The sequence below is a fragment of the Methanosarcina sediminis genome, from assembly GCF_052056915.1.
GTDB lineage: Archaea > Halobacteriota > Methanosarcinia > Methanosarcinales > Methanosarcinaceae > MTP4.
The window spans coordinates 1,192,432-1,211,261 of sequence record NZ_CP195119.1 but is presented as its reverse complement, the minus strand read 5'-3'; the positions used below and the strand labels follow the sequence as shown (position 1 = coordinate 1,211,261).

21 protein-coding genes and 2 pseudogenes are annotated in these 18,830 nt (G+C 44.7%); 20 read left to right on the top strand and 3 right to left on the bottom strand.

All coding sequences use genetic code 11. The features are described 5' to 3' along the window. Positions 1–95: 95 nt before the first annotated feature. From ACSAZK_RS05040 to ACSAZK_RS04955, 18 genes and pseudogenes are all read left to right on the top strand, one after another. Positions 96–1,322, top strand: coding sequence for a translation initiation factor IF-2 subunit gamma (locus tag ACSAZK_RS05040; RefSeq protein WP_440956302.1), 1,227 nt, complete (start codon positions 96–98; stop codon positions 1,320–1,322). Next, complete coding sequence (locus tag ACSAZK_RS05035) at positions 1,319–1,684, top strand: type II toxin-antitoxin system VapC family toxin (protein ID WP_440956301.1); 366 nt, start codon at positions 1,319–1,321, stop codon at positions 1,682–1,684. Before ACSAZK_RS05040 ends, ACSAZK_RS05035 begins: the two co-directional genes overlap by 4 nt. Before the next feature lie 63 nt (positions 1,685–1,747). Next, positions 1,748–2,335 (top strand): DNA-directed RNA polymerase, encoded by a 588-nt coding sequence (locus ACSAZK_RS05030; protein ID WP_440956300.1) that lies wholly within the window; start codon positions 1,748–1,750, stop codon positions 2,333–2,335. A 43-nt stretch (positions 2,336–2,378) separates the two neighbouring features. Beyond that, the gene (spt4, locus tag ACSAZK_RS05025) at positions 2,379–2,564 is read left to right on the top strand and encodes a transcription elongation factor subunit Spt4 (RefSeq protein WP_440956299.1); all 186 of its coding nucleotides are present in this window, start codon (positions 2,379–2,381) and stop codon (positions 2,562–2,564) included. A gap of 1 nt (position 2,565) precedes the next feature. After that, a complete protein-coding gene (locus ACSAZK_RS05020; protein WP_048178073.1) occupies positions 2,566–3,153 on the top strand; it encodes a GTP-dependent dephospho-CoA kinase family protein in 588 nt (195 codons plus the stop codon). Next, positions 3,134–3,445 carry a 30S ribosomal protein S24e gene (locus tag ACSAZK_RS05015; protein WP_048178074.1) on the top strand — a complete coding sequence of 104 codons (312 nt, stop codon included), beginning with the start codon at positions 3,134–3,136 and terminating at the stop codon, positions 3,443–3,445. Before ACSAZK_RS05020 ends, ACSAZK_RS05015 begins: the two co-directional genes overlap by 20 nt. A gap of 10 nt (positions 3,446–3,455) precedes the next feature. Beyond that, a complete protein-coding gene (locus tag ACSAZK_RS05010; protein WP_048178075.1) occupies positions 3,456–3,605 on the top strand; it encodes a 30S ribosomal protein S27ae in 150 nt (49 codons plus the stop codon). Positions 3,606–3,900: 295 nt separating this feature from the next. Continuing rightward, a complete protein-coding gene (locus ACSAZK_RS05005) occupies positions 3,901–4,086 on the top strand; it encodes a hypothetical protein (RefSeq protein WP_440956298.1) in 186 nt (61 codons plus the stop codon). A gap of 405 nt (positions 4,087–4,491) precedes the next feature. Beyond that, a complete protein-coding gene (locus ACSAZK_RS05000) occupies positions 4,492–4,776 on the top strand; it encodes a tetratricopeptide repeat protein (protein WP_440957104.1) in 285 nt (94 codons plus the stop codon). A 228-nt stretch (positions 4,777–5,004) separates the two neighbouring features. Continuing rightward, on the top strand, positions 5,005–6,564 hold the full coding sequence (locus ACSAZK_RS04995; protein ID WP_440956297.1) for a tetratricopeptide repeat protein: 1,560 nt from the start codon (positions 5,005–5,007) through the stop codon (positions 6,562–6,564). 54 nt (positions 6,565–6,618) lie between these two features. Then, positions 6,619–6,795: pseudogene (locus tag ACSAZK_RS04990) on the top strand (tetratricopeptide repeat protein); the annotation flags it as partial. A gap of 30 nt (positions 6,796–6,825) precedes the next feature. Next, the gene (locus ACSAZK_RS04985; RefSeq protein WP_440957103.1) at positions 6,826–8,010 is read left to right on the top strand and encodes a tetratricopeptide repeat protein; all 1,185 of its coding nucleotides are present in this window, start codon (positions 6,826–6,828) and stop codon (positions 8,008–8,010) included. Between the two features lie 147 nt (positions 8,011–8,157). Beyond that, entirely contained in the window at positions 8,158–8,799 is a 642-nt protein-coding gene (locus tag ACSAZK_RS04980; protein WP_440956296.1) for a tetratricopeptide repeat protein, read from the top strand. A gap of 33 nt (positions 8,800–8,832) precedes the next feature. After that, positions 8,833–9,279, top strand: a pseudogene (locus ACSAZK_RS04975) (tetratricopeptide repeat protein); the annotation flags it as partial. Between the two features lie 175 nt (positions 9,280–9,454). Beyond that, positions 9,455–12,556: a tetratricopeptide repeat protein gene (locus ACSAZK_RS04970; protein WP_440956295.1), complete on the top strand. Its 3,102-nt coding sequence runs from the start codon at positions 9,455–9,457 to the stop codon at positions 12,554–12,556. A gap of 65 nt (positions 12,557–12,621) precedes the next feature. Then, the gene (locus ACSAZK_RS04965) at positions 12,622–12,792 is read left to right on the top strand and encodes a hypothetical protein (protein ID WP_440956294.1); all 171 of its coding nucleotides are present in this window, start codon (positions 12,622–12,624) and stop codon (positions 12,790–12,792) included. A gap of 71 nt (positions 12,793–12,863) precedes the next feature. After that, positions 12,864–14,507 carry a bifunctional N(6)-L-threonylcarbamoyladenine synthase/serine/threonine protein kinase gene (locus tag ACSAZK_RS04960; protein ID WP_440956293.1) on the top strand — a complete coding sequence of 548 codons (1,644 nt, stop codon included), beginning with the start codon at positions 12,864–12,866 and terminating at the stop codon, positions 14,505–14,507. Continuing rightward, entirely contained in the window at positions 14,500–15,054 is a 555-nt protein-coding gene (locus ACSAZK_RS04955; RefSeq protein WP_440956292.1) for an XTP/dITP diphosphatase, read from the top strand. Before ACSAZK_RS04960 ends, ACSAZK_RS04955 begins: the two co-directional genes overlap by 8 nt. A gap of 131 nt (positions 15,055–15,185) precedes the next feature. Here the strand turns inward: ACSAZK_RS04955 and ACSAZK_RS04950 are convergent, their stop codons facing one another. Further along, entirely contained in the window at positions 15,186–15,644 is a 459-nt protein-coding gene (locus ACSAZK_RS04950; protein ID WP_440956291.1) for a hypothetical protein, read from the bottom strand. A gap of 125 nt (positions 15,645–15,769) precedes the next feature. Between ACSAZK_RS04950 and ACSAZK_RS04945 the strand changes: the two genes are divergently transcribed. Next, on the top strand, positions 15,770–16,369 hold the full coding sequence (locus tag ACSAZK_RS04945) for a hypothetical protein (protein ID WP_440956290.1): 600 nt from the start codon (positions 15,770–15,772) through the stop codon (positions 16,367–16,369). 146 nt (positions 16,370–16,515) lie between these two features. Here ACSAZK_RS04945 and ACSAZK_RS04940 read toward each other — a convergent pair whose 3' ends face one another. Next, positions 16,516–17,250, bottom strand: coding sequence for a cyclase family protein (locus ACSAZK_RS04940; RefSeq protein ID WP_440956289.1), 735 nt, complete (start codon positions 17,248–17,250; stop codon positions 16,516–16,518). 69 nt (positions 17,251–17,319) lie between these two features. Next, a complete protein-coding gene (locus ACSAZK_RS04935; protein WP_440956288.1) occupies positions 17,320–17,508 on the bottom strand; it encodes a 4Fe-4S binding protein in 189 nt (62 codons plus the stop codon). Positions 17,509–17,689: 181 nt separating this feature from the next. Here ACSAZK_RS04935 and ACSAZK_RS04930 point away from each other — a divergent pair, with 181 nt between their 5' ends. Next, a complete protein-coding gene (locus ACSAZK_RS04930) occupies positions 17,690–18,766 on the top strand; it encodes a radical SAM protein (RefSeq protein ID WP_440956287.1) in 1,077 nt (358 codons plus the stop codon). The last annotated feature ends 64 nt before the right edge of the window (positions 18,767–18,830 follow it).

Genomic DNA, 18,830 nt, shown 5'->3' with positions numbered 1-18,830 from the left:
CGAAATTTCCAAAAAAGAATTTCATAGAAGATATTTCAAAATATTATACTTGTCCTATATCGGATTATCGTCATTCAACTGGAGGAAATTATAAATTGAGTCAGCCCTGTGTAAATATCGGCATGGTAGGTCATGTCGATCATGGAAAAACCACACTTGTCAAAGCCCTATCAGGCGTGTGGACGGATACGCATAGTGAAGAAGTAAAAAGAGGTATTTCTATCAGGCTCGGGTATGCGGACTCAGTGTTCATGAAATGCCCGAACTGCCCGACTCCCCAGGGTTATACGGTGGAAAAGACCTGTCCGAACTGTGGAGAAAAAACGGAGGAGGACAGGACAGTGTCCTTTGTGGACGCCCCAGGGCACGAGACCTTGATGGCAACCATGCTTTCCGGGGCTGCAATTATGGACGGAGCGGTACTGGTAATTGCCGCAAACGAAGACTGTCCCCAGCCCCAGACAAAGGAACACCTCATGGCCCTGGACATCATGGGGATGGAAAACATAGTGATCGTGCAGAACAAGATCGATCTGGTCCCAAGGGAACGGTTGATCGAACACTACCATCAGATTAAGGAATTTGTCAAAGGCACGGTTGCCGAAAATGCCCCTATTGTCCCTATCTCGGCCCAGCAGAATATCAACATCGATGTCCTGATCGATGCCCTGGAAACCCAGATCCCGACTCCTGTCCACAAGATGGACCTGCCTGCCCACATGCTGATTGCCAGGTCCTTTGACATCAACAAGCCCGGGATCACTGTCGAAGAGATCCGCGGAGGGGTCATAGGAGGCACCCTGACTGAAGGAGTACTGACCCCGGGATCCGAACTTGAAATCAGGCCAGGGCTTAAAGTCACCACAGAAGGTAGCACGAAATGGCTTCCCATTATGACAAAAGTCTCCTCCGTCCACGCAGGGGCTACCAGGGTTGAAGAAGCAACTCCCGGAGGACTGCTTGCAGTGGGAACCCTGCTGGATCCGACCCTTACCAAAGGTGACTCCCTTACAGGACAGATCGCAGGTGTGCCCGGCACCCTTCCTGAGACCCGGCACAAGTTCACCATGGAACTTCATCTGCTGGAACGGGTCGTGGGAGTTACCAGGGAAGAAAAGATCAACGAAATCAAGACCAGTGAACCCCTCATGCTTAATATCGGGACTGCCACGACCGTAGGAGTCGTCACCAGCGCCCGGAAAAGCGAAGCCGAGGTGCTGCTCAAGCGCCCGATTTGTGCAGCGCTTGGGGCAAGGGTCGCAATCAGCAGGAGAATAGATTCCCGCTGGCGGCTTATCGGGGTAGGTGTTATCAATAGTTGAAAGTTATAATTGATACTAATGGGCTGATGATCCCTGTCCAGTTCGGAGTTGATATCTTTGAAGAACTGGGTAGGTTGGGGTTTGACGAATTCCTCGTGCCGGAAGCGGTTATATTTGAAATTGAAAAGCTCATAAGGCGGGAAAAAGGGTCAGACAGGATGGCTGCAAAGATCGCAAAGTCCATGGCAGGTAGGTGCAAACGGATAGACGCCAGAGGGCCTGCGGATGATGTAATTCTTGAGCTCGCCGGAGAAACTGGAGCCGCTGTCCTGACCAATGATATAGGATTGAAGCGCAGGTTGACTGCAAAAGGAATCACGGTGGTAATCCTGCGCCAGAAAAACAGGCTGGAACTGGCCTGAAAATCCAACGGGGTTTTCGGTGCCTGCGTTTCAAAGATTGTGTTTATTACGGGTGATATACAGATGTATAAAATGATGAGACTCGTTGATACGGTCCGCATACCTCCCACCCTGCTCGGGGAAGATGTGGCTCCTACCGTAAAAAACGCGTTAAGGGAAAAACTTGAGGGGCAGGTCGATAAGAAACTTGGCTCCCTTGTCGCAGTATGCAAGATCGACGAGATCGGAGAAGGGCATATCCTTGTCGGAGACGGGGCGGTCTACTACGACGTGACGTTTGAAGCAATCATGTTTGTCCCCGAACTTCAAGAAATCATTGAAGGAGAAGTTGTGGAAGCTGTCGGTTTCGGGGTCTTCGTAGGTATCGGGCCCATGGACGGGCTGCTCCACGTCAGCCAGATCACTGATGATTTTATTTCGTATGATGCCAAGAACGCAAGGCTTGTCACCAAAGGCGGAGGCAAGTCCATTTCCGAGGGTGACCATGTAAGGGGCCGGATCGTAGCGGTAAGTATCAACGAAAGAGAACCAAAAGAAAGCAAGATCGGGCTAACCATGCGCCAGACTGCGCTTGGAAAACTGCAGTGGCTTGAAGAGGCCCGCAGAAAGAAGCAGCAAACTGAAGCTGCACCAGCAGAAGAAGCTGCCTGATTAGGAATAACTCAGGCAGAAATATAAGAGGATTTGATTTTCCATGGCAGAAAAAGTATGTCGGCACTGCTTGAGGATCCTGGAAGGAAATTCCTGCCCCATCTGTGGGACGTCGGATCTCGCAGAAGAATGGAGCGGCCTTGTTATTATCCTGGATCCTGAACGCTCGGAAATCGCTAAAAAGCTCGGGGTAGACATCCCGGATAAATTTGCTTTGAAGGTGCGCTGATTTGAGTGTTCACATCGAACTTCCGAAGGAACTTCGCCCACTCATGAAAAAACCCCTGGGTAAACTTTACAGGGGTTCGGGCAGGGATACCATCGAAAAGTTTGCCGGGAAGCTTGCAAACCCCACAAAACTTATATCCGTAGGAGATGTTACTACCTTCCACCTGCTCGAAGCCGGAATTTTTCCGGACCTCTGCATAGTGGATAACCGGACAAAAAGAAAACCTGTCTCGGAAGATGTCTCGTCCAGGAACAAGGACGGGGACTACACCGAAGTCACGGTAGAAAATCCGGCAGGGCTCATCACCGATGAGTTGATCAACTCCATTTCCGAAGCGTTTGTATCCGGAAAAGCTCTCCGGATCTTTGTCCGGGGAGAAGAAGACCTGGCAACCCTTCCTGTGATCCTTATGGCCCCCTTAGGCTCCGTGGTTCTCTACGGTCAGCCCGATGAAGGGGTTGTTTTCGTAGAGGTCACGGAAAGCAAAAAGGAAGAAATAAGGATCCTGTTTGAGAAGCTCATCAGCCAGGAGCAGGAAAGTGAATTATACAATATACGGAGAATATTGGATGGACATACAGATTATTGAAGATAAAAACAACGTGCTTTTAAATAGAAGGGAACTGGATTTCACCGTGAAATATGAAGGTCCTACTCCTTCCAGAAGCGACATCAGAAACAAGCTCGCAGCAATGCTCAACGCTCCCCTTGAACTTCTGGTCATCCAGAAAGTCGACACTGAATACGGAATGCAGGAATCCAGGGGCTACGCCAAGCTCTATGCGGAAGAAGCACGCATGAAAGAGATCGAACACGAATACGTCCTGAAGAGGAACCCGGCTCCTGCCTCGGCAGAAGAAGAAGCCGCAACCGAAGAGTGAGGTGTGAGCAATGGCAGTCAAAGATTATTACAAGGTAGAAGGCGATTCCGTAACCAGAGTCAAACAGTTCTGTCCCAGGTGCGGACCCGGTGTATTCCTTGCCGAACACAAGAACCGCCTTGCCTGCGGAAAGTGCGGCTACACCGAATTCAAGAAATAATTCGTTTCACGAATTCCCATCAAACTTATTTCTCAATCTGAACCACAGATTTTCTGTGGCTTCTTTTTTACTTATTTTTCAGTTGAATTTGAAGTACATTTTTTGGTGCCCGGACATTTTGTCCGAAACCTCGGTGTTCCGAGTTAGGCGATTTTTGTCAGAAAAATCTATATCCCGGATGATTTAGCTCCAGCAGACGGAAAACCGTTTATTTCTTAAATATTATATTTACATCGTACCGGCAAAGACCTGCGGCAAGGAGAAAGCTGACAGGCGAGGAACGGGGTAAAAAACTATGCCAGAGAAACACATGAAGAAAGTTAGGACAAAAATCATCACGATAAAGGACATGAAAATTGAGAATTTAAGGGTAAAGGGACCTGGAGGAAGAAAGCTAATCATAAGGAACCTGACTTTAAAGGATGTCAGGCTGATTATTAAGCTGCCGGCGGAAAAACAACCTGCCGCCGAAAAACAATAAAATGAGAGCCATTCAATTAAAAAGCCTTTAATCTCTTGAATTACCTGTCATTCAAATCAGGCTTCGATGAAACTTATCTTAAAAACCATTTTTCTCTTTTTCTATCTCCGCAATTTACTGAAAGCAATTCAGGAACTTCCTTTTCTTCATATATTATACATATTAGAAAAGATGTTTATTAACTAGAATCAGAAGTTATCTTTTTTATAACTATATATATCATAAATATAATTTTCAATTAACTAGGAAATACTGGCCCTGATTATGTATTGCAAAGAAAATTCAAAGTCTGAATCATTTAATGAGGGTTTAAATCTCTACGAAAAAGGAGAATATCATAAAGCTCTAAATGCCTTTGGAGAGAACCTCCAAAAAAATGAAAACGACCCAGATATACATTAGCAGATAGGGCATATTTACTGGGATCTTGGGGAGTATTCGAAAGCATTAGATAAATTCACTAAAACAACAGAAATTGATCCAAAGAATATAGCTGCTTTTTATTATAAAGGGTTAGCTTTCAAAGAACTTAAAGATAAAAGTGAGGCAGACAAAGCATTTGGAAAAGCCACACAGATAAAACCAAACTCTGAACATCCATATGAATTCTATTTTAAAGATCTTGCTTTTCTTAAGGGTCGTGATTATGGGAAATATGAAAAAGGGGAACAACGAGATAAAGAGTTTTAGGAGTTAAAAGAAAAATATCTTAGTGATTTAAAAAAAGTAGTTGAGATTGAGCCGAAATCTCCTTATGATTGGTACTTTATAGGCCTTTCTTTCAATGACATCTCAATTCTTAAAAGTGATGAAAAAAAAGAGTATCTATTAAAAGCAAACGAAGCTTTTGAAAAGGCAAACGAAAATTTTGGAAAAAAAAACAAACGTGAGTTTGTTTCTGCCTTATTTGACAAAGGTTTGGTTCTTAAAGAACTTGCTAATACAGAAACAGATGAATCTACCAAGACCAAACGATATGAAGATGCGATAGAAGCTTTAAAAAAAGCCACAACAATAAATTGCAAACATCAAGATGCTTGGTTCAATAAAGGTCTTGTTTTGAATGATTTTGCGAACTTCAAACGCGAAAAACTTATAAAAGAAACTCACAATTATTTGGGTTTTGAGCTTTTTAAGGAGAAAGTAAGAGAAATAAATGAAAAATATGAAGAAGCAATAAAAGCGTTTGAAGAAGCGATTAATAGTGGGCCAGAAAAGTATTATATTTATTATAATAAAGGTCTTTCTTATTTCAAACTCAATAAATTAAAGGAAGCAGAAGAAGAATTTGAAAACGCTTTGAACCTTAATCCAAAAGACTTAGAGTCCAGAAATCAAAAAGCGGACATTTGTTTAAATCGTGGAAGATATAGGGAAGTAATCAGTTTCTTAAAAAATTGTGGAGACAGCGACGCTTACTATTACAAAGGGCGTGCACTTAACGAAATTGGGAAATATATTGATGCAATTGAAGCTTACAATAATTCGATTAAAGCTTTAGAAAAAAGTACAAACTCTGATGTCTCTAATGAAATTCACTTTCGTATAGGGCTTTCTCTTAATAGCCTTGGAAAATATAAGGAAGCAAGAGTCCATTTTGATGAAGTTAAAGACAAAGACATCATTAAAAAACAAGCATTCTATAACAAGGGGATTAGTTATTACGAAAAGTCTAAAATTTATGAAAAGCCAAATGATCTCCTTGAAAAAGCAAAGTCAGAATTTGATTATGCCATAAAAAAAGACCCAAATTATACCGATGCTCTATACCACAAAGGTCTTGTCCTATCTAAATTAAATAAAAAGTATGATTCAATCCAATTATTTAAAAAAGTATTAAGAAGTAAACCTGTTTCTGCTGACGGATATAATATAAAAGGGATAACACTCAATAGTATGGGTAAATATCTTGAAGCAATTGATGAATTCGAGAGAGCGATAGTTATTGAACCTACATATACAAGTGCGTTGAACAACAAAGGTAAAATCCTTTATAAGCTTGAAAAATATGATGAAGCAATCGACTCTTTTGATAGTGCTTTAAGAATAAATTCGAATGATAGTTTTGCATGGAATTGTAAAGGTCTTGCTCTCTTCAAACTTAAAAAGTATTTACAAGCTCACGAAGCTTTTAAAAAAGCTATAAAAATTAATACAGACAGTTATAAAGGATGGAAAAAGAGGATTGAGGGCTTCAAATACAACCCTAAATCGAAGATTATCCGAGATTATTTGGAGAATTGTATAAAGTATGGAGACTCATTGTATAATGAAGGTTTGACTTTATGTAAACTCCTCAGATATAAAGAGGCATTAGAAAAATTCGACGAAGCTTCAGAAAAATTTGATGAAGTAATTCAATTTGAAGGTAATATAAAGAATGGAGACCCCAAATCCAGTTTAAATTCAAAAATTGCGGAAGCATGGATTGGTAAGGGACTTATTTACCTTGAAATTGGACAATATTCTGATGCTTAGTATGCATTTGAAAAAGCTAATTGTTCTCATGTAAAACCTGATGAAGCTTTATATTTCAAAGGTCTCTCATTTTACAACCGGGGAAAATACGAAAATGCCATCGATTCTTTTAATCAAGCCACAGAAAGCAATCCACTATGTGTTGATGCATGGAACTACAAAGGACTTGTTTTGAAAGAACAGGGATATTATGAAGAATCAATTGAAAATTTTACCCGATCATTAAAGATTGTTCCTAACAATCAATTAGCCAGGATAAACTTGATAATACTTTTGTTGAAATTTGGGGATTTCATCAATGCTTCAAAACAAGTCCAACATGCTCTATCGTTAAACAAAGATAATCCTGATCTTTGGTGTTTAAAAGGCCAGATTGAAATTGAAACATCCAGGATCGAGCTTGCAACAGATTCATTTAGGAAAGCAATTTCTTTAGATAAGCTTAACCCTCACTACCTATTATGGAATGCTTATTCCAGGTATTTAAGTGTCGAATTTTCTTCTGAAAGCTCAAACGATTTTGATAAAAAGATCCATGACACTAATGGCAAAAATGAAAATATAGGAAAAAGCGCAAATGTGAAAGAGTATGGATATAAGAAAATTAACAAAAGACAACAGGAGAAACTACTTTCAATTATTAGAGATTTAGAAAGGTTGCTTATGCCTCTCGGCGAGTCAAATGGCTATGACAAACAGTCAAAGAAATGCGGTGATGTTAATATTAATGCTGAATTATGTTTAAAAAATTTAAAAGTTTCAGCTTTTGACTATAAAAAGAAAAACGAAAATAACTATGAAAACAACTGGAAAGAAATTCAAGCATATACATCATATTTTACAGGCTGTTTTTATTATAAAATAGGAGATTTTTTTGCAGCAAAGGAAAAGCTTGAGGAGTGTAAAAAATTAAAATCAAAAATATCATTGGAAAAATCTGCAGATTTGCTGGTTGGAAACGTTTGGAAATACCAAATAAAGCCAACTTGGTGGGAATGGTGGCTCGGATCTCCCTGCGCATGTGGAAGAAAAAGATTACTATTTGTTGGGATTATTTTATTCATTTTTTTGATGTTCTTGCCAGCAATTCAGGATATTCTCGGAAATATTATACAACTAATAGGATCTTTCATATCAGTTGGACCTTTGGCACACCTAAATGAGTCCTCAACCACAATTAATTGGGAAGAGAATTCTATATTATATTCAGCTTTTATATTGACTTTATTATTGCTACTACTGACCCCTAATATAGAAAGGATCGCAGCAAAAGAGATTTCAATCGAAATGCAACGTTCACCACCACCTTTTGAATTTTTTCCCTCCACAATTCCTCTTTCCAAATCGGAAAAGTATCCGGCAACAAGAGAGCTCAAAATGGAGGACGGCTTACCATCCCATCTGAAAGATGAGTTAGAGGAGTTCTTAAAAGGAGCTGATTTGTAAGACAACTATAGAAGCTTAAATTTCGAAATTAATCCAGATGAGGATGAGATAAGGATTTGCCCTATTGAAACATTCAATGAAGAAATAAAAGCCTTTGAAGGGGAACTGGAAAAACGACCCGAGTACTTATTGTATTATTTAGCATGGTTGTACAAAAAAGGGGCATCCCTTGATAAATTTGGAGATCATGATGCTTCATTAGAGGCTCTTGAAAAAGGCCTGAAAATCGTTGAAAAAAACGCAGAAATTTCCCACGACAATTATTTCATATTATACTATAATGGTTTGATTCTTCGCGCCCTCAAAAGGTTCGAAGAAGCACTTGAAGCTTTTAATAAAGCTATCAGGATTAATTCGAATTTTTCATCTGTCTGGTACTACAGAGGTTTAGTTTGTTGTAATCTCAAATATTTCTCAGAAGCAATATACTCATTTAAAAAAATAATTCAATTAAACCCAAACGATGCTACAGCCTGGAACTATAGAGGAATAACACACAATTTAATGCAAGAATACAATAGATCTTTAAGGTATTTTAAGAAGGCTCTTCAAGTAGATCCTTGCTATCTAGATGCTTGGAATAATTTGGGGATCACTTATTATTACCTTTGTAGGTATGAAGAAGCCAAAGAAGCTTTCGAAATAACTCTAAAAATTGATCCACGAAATTCCTTTGCATGGAATTACAGAGGAATCATCCTATATGCACAAAAACGCTATTCAGAAGCTTCAGAAGCCTTCAACAAATCAATCGAAATAGATGAAAACGCTGAGGCATGGTATAACTAGGGACTTCTTTTTAATGAACGATCCAATTTCGACAAAGCGACCAGATGTTATGAAACAGCTTTAAATCTTTTTGAGACAAAAATCGAACATAACCCAACAAATACTAATGCATTGTACTACAAGGGTCTCACTCTATACAAACTTAACAAATATGCAGAGTCACTGGATGTCTTTGATAAAGCCCTTGAACTGAACCCCTCCCCGGGAATCTGGAACAACAAAGGTCTGGTATTCCTTTCACTCCATAAATATAAAGAAGCTATAGAAGCTTTCAATAAGGCATTGGAAATGGACCCTGAATACATTTTTGCGTGGAACAATAAGGGAATAGCACTCAGCACTATAAAAAAACATGAAGAAGCGATCCAGGCTTTTGACAAAGCACTACTTATTAATCCCGGGGATTCTTATGCCCTCTATCAAAAAGACGTTACGTATTCTTTAATGAAGAAAAGCGAAGGCAATAGTCACAAGAAGTAAAAATTTGACACATATGTCAACAATAAAAATTTTCATCATTCCAAATAAAGAAGTGAAACCTATACTTACCAATACGATTATTTCAACTAAGAAACTCTCTTCTGCATCCGTATTTATAACAGGGAGCATATATAATTTGATATAAATTTTTTTAACCGCAGATTCCAGAGGCACCATGTACTCCCTCTACGCCAGAGCCCTGTACAGTAAGGCCCTTGCTCTTTTTTCCCTGAAGAAATATGCCGAAGCCAGGGAACATTTTGAAAAAGCTCTTGAAGCTCTCTGCACGGTGCTTGAAATAAATCCCGAAGACGCTGCAGCCTGGTACTACATGGGAAATGCCCTGAGCTACCTGGACAGGCCGGAAGAGGCTCTGGAGGCTTTTGAAAAAGCCCTTTCTCTGGAGCCGGAAAATTCCGGAGCCCTTTACTGCAAGGGGCTTGCCCTGGGCTACCTTAAAAGGCCCGCAGAGGCCCTGGAAGCATTCGGGATGGTTCTTGAGAAGAATGAATTGGATGCCGGGGCCTGGCATTATAAAGGGCTTGCCCTTCACCAGCTAGGGAGGTACGAGGGGGCACTGGAGGCGTTTTCCCGTTCCCTTGAAATAAGTCCGGGAAACCCGGGAGCTCTGTACTATAAGGGGCTTTCCCTGCAGGCCCTTGGAAAAGCCGGGGAAGCGCTTGAGGCATTCGGAGAAACCCTGAAACTGGAGCCCACACACGCAGGGGCCTGGGAAGGGACTGCAAAGGTCTACTTTGAACTTGATGAACCTGAAAAGGCTTTGCAGGCTTATGAAAAGGCTCTGGAGTTGAAGCCGGATTTTGCCGGAGGCTGGGCAGGGGAAGGAAAAGTCTATGAGGCTCTCGGAAAACCAAAAAAAGCCCTGGATGCTTTTGAAAAGGCTCTTGAACTCGATCCGGAAAATGCCGGGATCTGGAATGAAAAGGGAAGGGTACTCGGGAAACTGGAAAAGTACGAAGAAGCCCTGGAAGCTTTTGAGACAGCCCTTGAAACGGACGCTTCCCTTGGCGAAGCCCTGTATAATAAAGGAGCCCTGCTCCTGATAGGCGAAAGCTACGAAAAAGCCTTTGACGTTTACGGAAAAGCCCTGGAACTTGAGCCTGAAAGTGCCCGGGGCTGGAAAGGGTTCGGAAGTTCCCATTTCGGGCTCGGGAGATATGATGAAGCTCTTAGAGCTTACAAAAAAGCCCTTGCTCTTGAGCCCGGAAACGGTGGAATCCTGAGCGGGCTCGGAGCTGTATATTTCAAACTGGAGGAGTTCGAAAAAGCCCTGGAGGCTTTCAACCATGCCCTCGACCTGGAACCTGAGAACACATTTTCCTGGAACGTGAAAGGGAACACTCTGTGTGAACTTGGAAAATATAGAGATGCTCTGGAAGCTTACGAGACACTTATGAGGCTTGACCACGGAAGCCTCCCTGCCCGCTACAACCGGGGAGTTGTCCTCATCCGGCTCAAAGGTTGGAGGAAAGAATACGACGAGGTACTGGAAAAAAGGCTCCAGATAGCGTTTAAAAAATTCCTGGAAATCTCTGAAAAGACCCCGGAGGAAAACCTTGACCCTGAAGCCTGGAAATACAGGGGACTTGCCAGGGCAGGACTTGATCGGTATAGAGAATCCCTGGAAGCTTTTGAAAAAGCCCTGGAGCTCAATCCGGAAGATCCTTCTCTGGAGCTTTACAAAGGCCTTGTGCTCATTTATTTGAAACGGTATGAAGAAGCCCTGGGAGCCCTCGAAAAAGTCGACAAAGATGAAGTTGAAAATGAGGGCTCAGGAAAAACGTTCCTTCGGAAAAAAGCCCTTCAAAAAAAGCCCTTTCAAAAGAAGTCCTTTCAGGAAGTCCTATGGAACGCAAAGGGCTTTGCCCTCGATGCCCTCGAAAAACCCCGGGAAGCCCGGGAAGCTTTTGAAAGAGCCCGGCAGTTCGGAAGAAACGGGGAGCAAGCCTGTCTTGGAGAAGGAATCGTTCTAGCCCGGATGGGAGAATGGGAAAAAGCGAGGGATGCTTTTGAAAGGGTCCTTGGCGTTGACCCTGGAAACACCCCGGCTTCGACCCTGAAAGCATTCACCCTCATCCGCCTACAGGAATTCGACAGAGCCGTGGACACTCTGGAAAAAATCGAAGCAATTGACCCTGACCATGACCTCTTAGCCTGCCTGCTGGGCTTTGCATCTACAAGAATCGGAAACTACGAGCAAGCTGCACAGGCTTATAGAAAAGCGGTGGAGTTAAACCCGAAAAATTTCCATGCGCGGGACGGGCTTGCAGAACTTTACTTCAGGCTCGGGAACAACGAAGGAGCACTAAAAGAGGTGGAAGCCTCGATATCGGAAGAACATGAAAATGTATTCTCAAGAATCCTTAAAGGCAGGATAGAGCTTGAAGAACAGGCTTACGAGGAAGCTATGGAGTCATTCGGGCGGGCTCTTGACCTGGACTCTTCCGACCCGGAACTCCTGCTCTGGGACGCGTATGCCAGGTACCTGTATGCAGAAGTGACTTTTGACCGGGAAAGTGGAGAGTCAAACGGTGAGGCAAGCAGAGATACAGGCGGACAGGTAAGCGGACAATACAGGCAAATGCTCCTTTCAACGGTCCGGAAACTGGAAAAAACAGCCCTTTCCCGGGAATCGAAAGACAGCGAACTCAGGGCATACATCCTTTATTTCCTGGGCTTTTACTGCTACAAAATCCGTTATTTCCAAAAAGCCTTCGAAAGGCTTGAAGAGTGCCTGGAACTCGAAACTCCTGCAGACATAAAAACCCCCGCGTCCGATCTCCGGGAACACATTCGCTCAGGCCCTCTGAAGCCTGCCTGGTGGGAGTGGTGGCTTGTCTCAGGAAAATACTGCAGGCTCAAGAAAGCAGGGTTCCTGCTCATACTGATATTTATAGCCAGCCTGCTTCTCTCCCACCCTGCAGCCTCAACCCTCCCGTTTATATCCTGGCTGGCGGCTGCCCTGCAGCCTGTTTTTTCAGGAATCTTTTCTTCAGGCGTATTCTCCGCAGTCTCCTGGGAGCAATACGGCAGGGAATATACCCTCATTATTCTGGTTTTACTCTTTATCCTGCTCTTTCCGGGGATAAGGCTCCACAAACCGGGTGATGAACCGGAAATTGAAACCCATACCCCTCCCCCCCCGGAGTTCGACGTGCCGGCTACCCTTCTGGACGAGTTCAGGGAAAGGCTCGAAAAAAGCTTGCTCTCCCCGGAGTTGATGGAAGACCGAATAGGGAAGCTAGAAAAGTTCTGAGTAAAGGGAAGAAGTTTGGAAGACGTAAGGCTGGAGAAGTTTGGAAAACGTAGGGCTGGAGAAGTTTGGAAGACGTAAGGCTGGAGAAGTTTGGAAGACGTAGGGCTGGAGAAGTTTGGAAGGCAGAGGGAGAAGGAAAGTCAAAGCTTTTTCAAAACCACCCGGAATATTTTTTTCAAACATTCAGAAATACTTTCTCCCTTAGAACGATTATCCCGGGAGGCAAAGCTATATAAAACCTGCTCCTTCATTATCGGAAGAAGCAACAGTAAGCAGAGAATACCATTTTTAAGGAGAGCGGAACGCCTTGAAAAAAACATTCATTCTTGGAATCGAAGGCACTGCCTGGAACCTGAGTGCCGCAATTGTGACCGAGACCGAGATCATAGCCGAGGTCACTGAGACCTACAAACCGGAAACCGGCGGGATCCATCCCCGGGAAGCCGCCCAGCACCATGCAAAGTACGCAGCAAGCGTGGTCAAAAGACTTCTTGTGGAAGCTAAGGAAAAAGGAGTCGATCCTTCCGATATTGACGGGATAGCTTTTTCCCGGGGGCCCGGGCTTGGACCCTGCCTAAGGACCGTGGCAACGGCAGCCCGGATGCTTTCCCTTTCCCTCGGGATCCCCCTGATAGGGGTCAACCACTGCATCGCCCACATTGAGATCGGAATCTGGAGGACTCCTTCAAAGGATCCCGTGGTCGTCTATGTGAGCGGGGCAAATTCCCAGGTGCTCTCCCACATGGCAGGCAGGTACCGGGTCTTCGGGGAAACCCTGGACATCGGGCTTGGAAATGCCCTTGACAAGTTTGCACGGGGAGCAGGCCTCCCCCATCCCGGGGGGCCGAAGATCGAAATGTATGCAAGGGATGCAAAGAACTACATCCCTCTCCCTTACGTGGTCAAGGGAATGGATCTCTCATTTTCGGGCTTATCCACGGCTGCCAGCGAAGCCCTGAAAAAAGCCCCTCTTGAAGACGTCTGCTATTCCTACCAGGAAACAGCCTTTGCCATGGTAGTGGAAGTGGCCGAACGCGCCCTTGCCCACACCGGGAAAAAAGAGGTGCTGCTGGCAGGAGGGGTCGGAGCCAACGGGAAGCTCAGGGAGATGTTAAACGACATGTGTGAAGCCAGAGGTGCAAAGTTCTACGTGCCCGAAAAGCGCTTCATGGGAGATAATGGGACCATGATAGCCTATACCGGGCTCCTGATGTATAAGTCAGGGAACTTACTTTCCCTGGAAGAGTCCCGGGTTGACCCCGGTTTCAGGACCGACGATGTGGAAGTGACCTGGATCCGGGAAGAAAAAACGGAAAAAGCCCTGGAAATCTCTCCGGAGGCTATCCTCAGTTTACCCCCCGGAGAGCTGCTGGACAGTGGAGCCGAGGCTGTTGTTTATCTTGAAGAAGGGCCGGGAGGAGAGAAGGTACTTGTCAAGGAACGGGTCCCGAAAGCTTACCGTTTGAAGGAAATAGATGAAAGGATCCGGAAAGAAAGGAACCGGACCGAAGCCCGTCTGATGTCGGAAGCCCGGCGTGCGGGAGTTCCCACGCCCATTATTTATGATGTTGAAGCTTTCAAGCTCAAAATGCAGTATATCGGAGGGGCTCCTGTCAAGTACCTGATCTCCCCCGATGTCTCAATAAAGGTGGGGGAACTCGTAGGGAAGCTCCACAGTGCGGGGATAGTGCACGGGGACCTGACCACATCGAACCTCCTGCTAGCCGGCAACCGGCTCTACCTTCTGGACTTTGGGCTTGCCTACTTTGAAAAGTCCCTGGAAGCCAGGGGTGTGGACGTGCATGTGCTCTTCCAGACCTTTGAGAGCACACACCGGGAAGCTGAAGCCTTGATAGAAGCTTTCAAAAAAGGGTATGGAAGTACTTTTATAGAAGCAGCGGATGTACTCAAGCGAGTTGAAGAGATCAAAAAGAGGGCTCGCTATGCGTAAAATTATCTTTGTTACGGGAAATAAAGGCAAGTTTGCCGAGGTCCGGGACATCCTCGCTTCCCGGGGAATCGAAGTTACCCAGAACAAAAATGGGTACCCTGAGTACCAGGAAGATGAACTGGAACCTATCGCCGCCCACGGCGCCCAGTACGTCGCAAACAAACTGAACGTGCCGGCAATGGTAGACGACTCGGGAATTTTCATAAAAGCCTTAAACGGTTTTCCAGGACCTTACTCCCGTTATGTGGAGGATAACCTCGGAAACCTTAAAGTGCTCAAGCTTATGGAAGAGGAAGAAGACCGGACAGCCTATTTCAAAACCGTAATTGGCTACTGTGAACCCGGAAAAGAGCCCCTGGTCTTTCCCGGAGTGGTGGAAGGTAAAATCGCTTACGAAGAACGCGGGACCGGGGGTTTCGGCTACGACCCGATCTTCGAGTACCAGGGCAAGACCTTCGGGGAACTCGGGGACGCTGAGAAAAACAAGGTTTCCCATCGCTTCAGGGCCATCGATAAGTTTCTGGAATGGATTGATAGCCAGGCCTGAAAACAAATCATAAAATAAATAGTACAAAGAGGAAAAAACTGGAGAATAATAATCAAATAAATCGAACTTCTCCACACAAATAAGATGACTTGCAGACCGGATCTCTACAATCCAGGCTATGTAAAATTTAGTCAGTCCTTAAATCTTTGCCTTTCAAGGTCCATAGCCTGGTTAATCGAGTTCAGGCCCAGTTTTATTGCTGCCAGGATAATCCTGTTGTTCGGGATGTAGCGGTTCTCCCGCTTTATCGAATTAAGGCAATTGATAGATTGCTCGTCTAGGACAAGGGGGCCATCCAGCAGTTCTTTAGGACCAAATTTTTTCCCGGTCTTCAACTCAAACCTGGCTTTAGCTTTCTCAGTGGGTTTCCTGACCAGTTCTTCAGGCCGGGGGCTCTTCGGGGCAGGGACTCTTTCGGGTTCCTTTTTTCCTCCACAGGCTTCCTCCACATGCTCAAGGCAGTATGTCAGGCAGACATTTTTCAAAAACTCCTCTACACCCATGCCATATTCATCAGCATACGTTTCGATTTTTTGTAACTGCTCATCCGAAAAAGATATACAAAGCAGGTTTTCTTCCGCATCTTCCACTGTTATTGCAACCCCTTCCTTTTCACCTTATCAGTTTCACCTTACCAGTTACTTTTTGACCTCTATTTGATATTTACTTTTCCATCAACTAAAATTTTTTATTAAATGCCGAGAATCTCTCAGATATGAAATCCCTTTTTTCGGACACCAGGGCTGCGGACACTATCCCCCTGAAACTGGTAGTATATCTTGGACTCCTTGCAGCAGTCCTGCTTCTCATTGCCCAGGCCTGGGAAAATGCCTCCCCTGTGCTCGATGAAGCGGAAATCGAAGCCCAGGTCGAAGATGCAGCCCTTTCTCTCCTATCTATCCAGAAAGGGCATGCCCGGCCCCTTGAAGACAGATACGGCCCCGAAGGGGGGATGTGCGTCCTTACCCTCTCCCTCCCGGACCGTGTCAGGTACCTTAGTTTCGGGGCGGACCCGGACCCGGACTGCTCCGGGAACCTGAGCGATTCGGAATGGAAGCTCGAAAATAACACCCTTATCTACCAGTACAAAAACGGGGTAAAGCAAAGAGTACTTCTTGGAGGGGAAACGGTTCACTTCCTGAAAGGTGCACCAGAGGAAGAAGGAAACTGGATCCCTGCTGTGAGCCCGGAAAACAATGAAACATCCCCTGGGCTGAAAGAAACAGGAATTGTGATCGAATACCCGGTTTCAGGCGAATTTGTCTTTGAGCTGGTTTCCGAAGACGGTGTCAGGTACACGATGTCCCACTTCTAAATATCTCCCTCTAACATCTCCCTCTAACATCTCTCTCTAACATCTCTCTCTAATATCCCGCTTCTTAATAGGCAGCTTCCTGGGAACCTGCAAAGAGCCAGGGATTCCGACATGCCAAATACATCCGGGAATCAAATCCCCTACTCCTAAAGCAGAACAGCTCTTGCGGGAGCCCCGTCACAACCCACGATTTTCAGGGGCAGGCAGATGAAGAAGTAGTTCCCCGCTTCCACGGGACTCAGGTCCAGGCACTCCACGATATTTACCCGGTTTGAAAGCAGTATGTGATGAGCAGGAAGGTTTTCGGAAGCAAGGCTGTCCACGGAGAAGTTGTCTATTCCGATAGTGGTAAACCCGTTATTGACGATCCAGGCTGCGGTACTTTCTTCTAGATAAACTGACTCCTCGAACTCTCCTTTTTCTCCGTTTTTTCTGTTTCCCGAATCCGCAGTTTGCCGGGCATCGGCATCATTCAGGTCCGACCTGGCCCTTGTTTGGAATCCAGGTTTTTTTGTTTTCAGGAGGAGGACCGTAATTCCCTCAGGACTGCCGGCATTCCGGAATGCGGATTCAAGGATATCCACTGAAAGAGCCCCGGTTTTTGAAGAAAAGTCCAGAATTACTGCCCTGCCTATCAGACCTTCGAGTTCCAGGTTGTCAACCGGTTTTCCGTCTTTCAGAATATGGGAAGGGGCATCAACATGGGTGCCGGTATGACTCCCGAAAGAGAGCTTTGAAACTGCGCAACCGTCTACTTCAAGATTATAGACGCTTTTGATTGAAGGCTCCGGGTCTCCGGGAAAGACCCTGGTAGAAGGAGAGATAGGAACCGTGATGTCGATTACTTTTCCCGGAGCAGGAAAGTTCAGCAGGATGATCACCTCATTAATGTAAATTGTTGAAATTATTCCATGTAAATTGTTGAAATTATTCCATGTAAATTGTTGAAATTATTCCATGTAAATGATTGATTTGTTCGTGCATTTGTCAATGCATATCATGCACTGGGTACATTTATTCTGGTCGATTTTCGCCAGTTCGTTTTCCTCGTATATGGCGCCCGTAGGGCAGAAGTCCTTACATTTTCCGCACCTTTTACATCCGAAAACAACGACGTATCCATTTTTCTCGGGTATCACCGGATCATTTGGGGGAAGCGGTATAAATTAGTTTCTTATCTATGATATTATGGGGGGACTGAGATCGGAAACTGAGATGGGGAAATGAAGACCGAAAACTGAGACCGGGAACTGAGAATCCTTCAGAAAAGTCCCTTCGAAACAAAACTTATATACAACAAAAGAATATGCAGGCTCAGGCATGGAAAAGTTCACTGAAGAAGAGACAGGCTCTTTTTACAATTATCTCCCCGAAGGTTGTCAATTCTGCCAGCAGGGTGCTAAACTGGTGCTTTTTGTGACGGGCCTCTGTCCGAAAAGCTGTTTTTACTGCCCACTCTCGGACGAGAGACGGGGAAAAGACCTGGTCTTTGCAAACGAAAGGCCCGTAATAAACGATGCCGACTTACTTGAAGAAGCAAAGCTCATGGACGCTCTGGGGGCGGGAATCACCGGAGGAGAACCTCTCCTGAAAATCGATAGGGTCCTGCACTATATCAGCCTTCTTAAATCCAGTTTTGGAAAAGAGCACCATATCCATCTCTATACTGCTATGGCCCCTGACCGGGAAACTCTTGAAAAGCTCGCAAAAGCGGGGCTTGACGAGATCCGCTTTCATCCGCCACAGGAAATCTGGGATAAACTGGAGCAAAGCCCCTACTCCAAAGCCGTGAAAAACGCAAAGGACCTTGAAATCTTAGCAGGAATAGAGATTCCTGCCCTCGAAGGTGCTGAAAAGGTTGCTGCTTTTGCGGAGAAAGAAGGGATTTTCCTGAACATGAACGAACTTGAATTTTCCGAAAATAACTCCGAAGCCCTCCTGGGCCGTGGTTTTGTCCTGGAATCGGACACCTCAAACGCTGTAGCAGGTTCCCTGGAACATGCAAAAACCGCCCTCTCAGCCTGCAAAAAAGCACATTTCTGCTCTTCAAGTTATAAAGATGCCGTCCAGCTCCGCAAAAGGCTCCAGAGGATTGCAAAGAACACTGCAAGGGAATTTGATGAGGTTACTGAAGACGGGACCCTCATGTACGGAGTGATTGAAGGAGAAACCCTTTTAGCCCGGGAAATGGTGGAAAAGCTCCTGCAAGAGCTCGAAGTTCCCAAAGAACTTTTTGAAACAAAAGAAAACAGCATTGAGATTGCCTGGTGGGTTCTGGAGGAACTCAATGAAGTTATAAAGGAGAAGCTGGAGGCATTTAAAGTCAGAGCCAGGCTTTTTGTTATCGAAAGGTATCCTCTTGAAGATGGGATGGTTGTGGAATTGATCCCCCTTTGAAATGACTCCTTGCGGTCAGGGCAAATTCCCTCAGTTGCTTCAAAAAATTCTATAAAACCCCCGG

What these genes read in the sequence shown, in the direction of transcription:
- ACSAZK_RS05030 (WP_440956300.1), top strand. Translation starts at nt 1,748, where the DNA reads ATGTATAAAATGATGAGACTCGTTGATACGGTCCGCATACCTCCCACC.
- spt4 (WP_440956299.1), top strand. Translation starts at nt 2,379, where the DNA reads ATGGCAGAAAAAGTATGTCGGCACTGCTTGAGGATCCTGGAAGGAAAT.
- ACSAZK_RS05015 (WP_048178074.1), top strand. Translation starts at nt 3,134, where the DNA reads ATGGACATACAGATTATTGAAGATAAAAACAACGTGCTTTTAAATAGA.
- ACSAZK_RS05010 (WP_048178075.1), top strand. Translation starts at nt 3,456, where the DNA reads ATGGCAGTCAAAGATTATTACAAGGTAGAAGGCGATTCCGTAACCAGA.
- ACSAZK_RS05005 (WP_440956298.1), top strand. Translation starts at nt 3,901, where the DNA reads ATGCCAGAGAAACACATGAAGAAAGTTAGGACAAAAATCATCACGATA.
- ACSAZK_RS04970 (WP_440956295.1), top strand. Translation starts at nt 9,455, where the DNA reads ATGTACTCCCTCTACGCCAGAGCCCTGTACAGTAAGGCCCTTGCTCTT.
- ACSAZK_RS04955 (WP_440956292.1), top strand. Translation starts at nt 14,500, where the DNA reads ATGCGTAAAATTATCTTTGTTACGGGAAATAAAGGCAAGTTTGCCGAG.
- ACSAZK_RS04945 (WP_440956290.1), top strand. Translation starts at nt 15,770, where the DNA reads ATGAAATCCCTTTTTTCGGACACCAGGGCTGCGGACACTATCCCCCTG.
- ACSAZK_RS04930 (WP_440956287.1), top strand. Translation starts at nt 17,690, where the DNA reads ATGGAAAAGTTCACTGAAGAAGAGACAGGCTCTTTTTACAATTATCTC.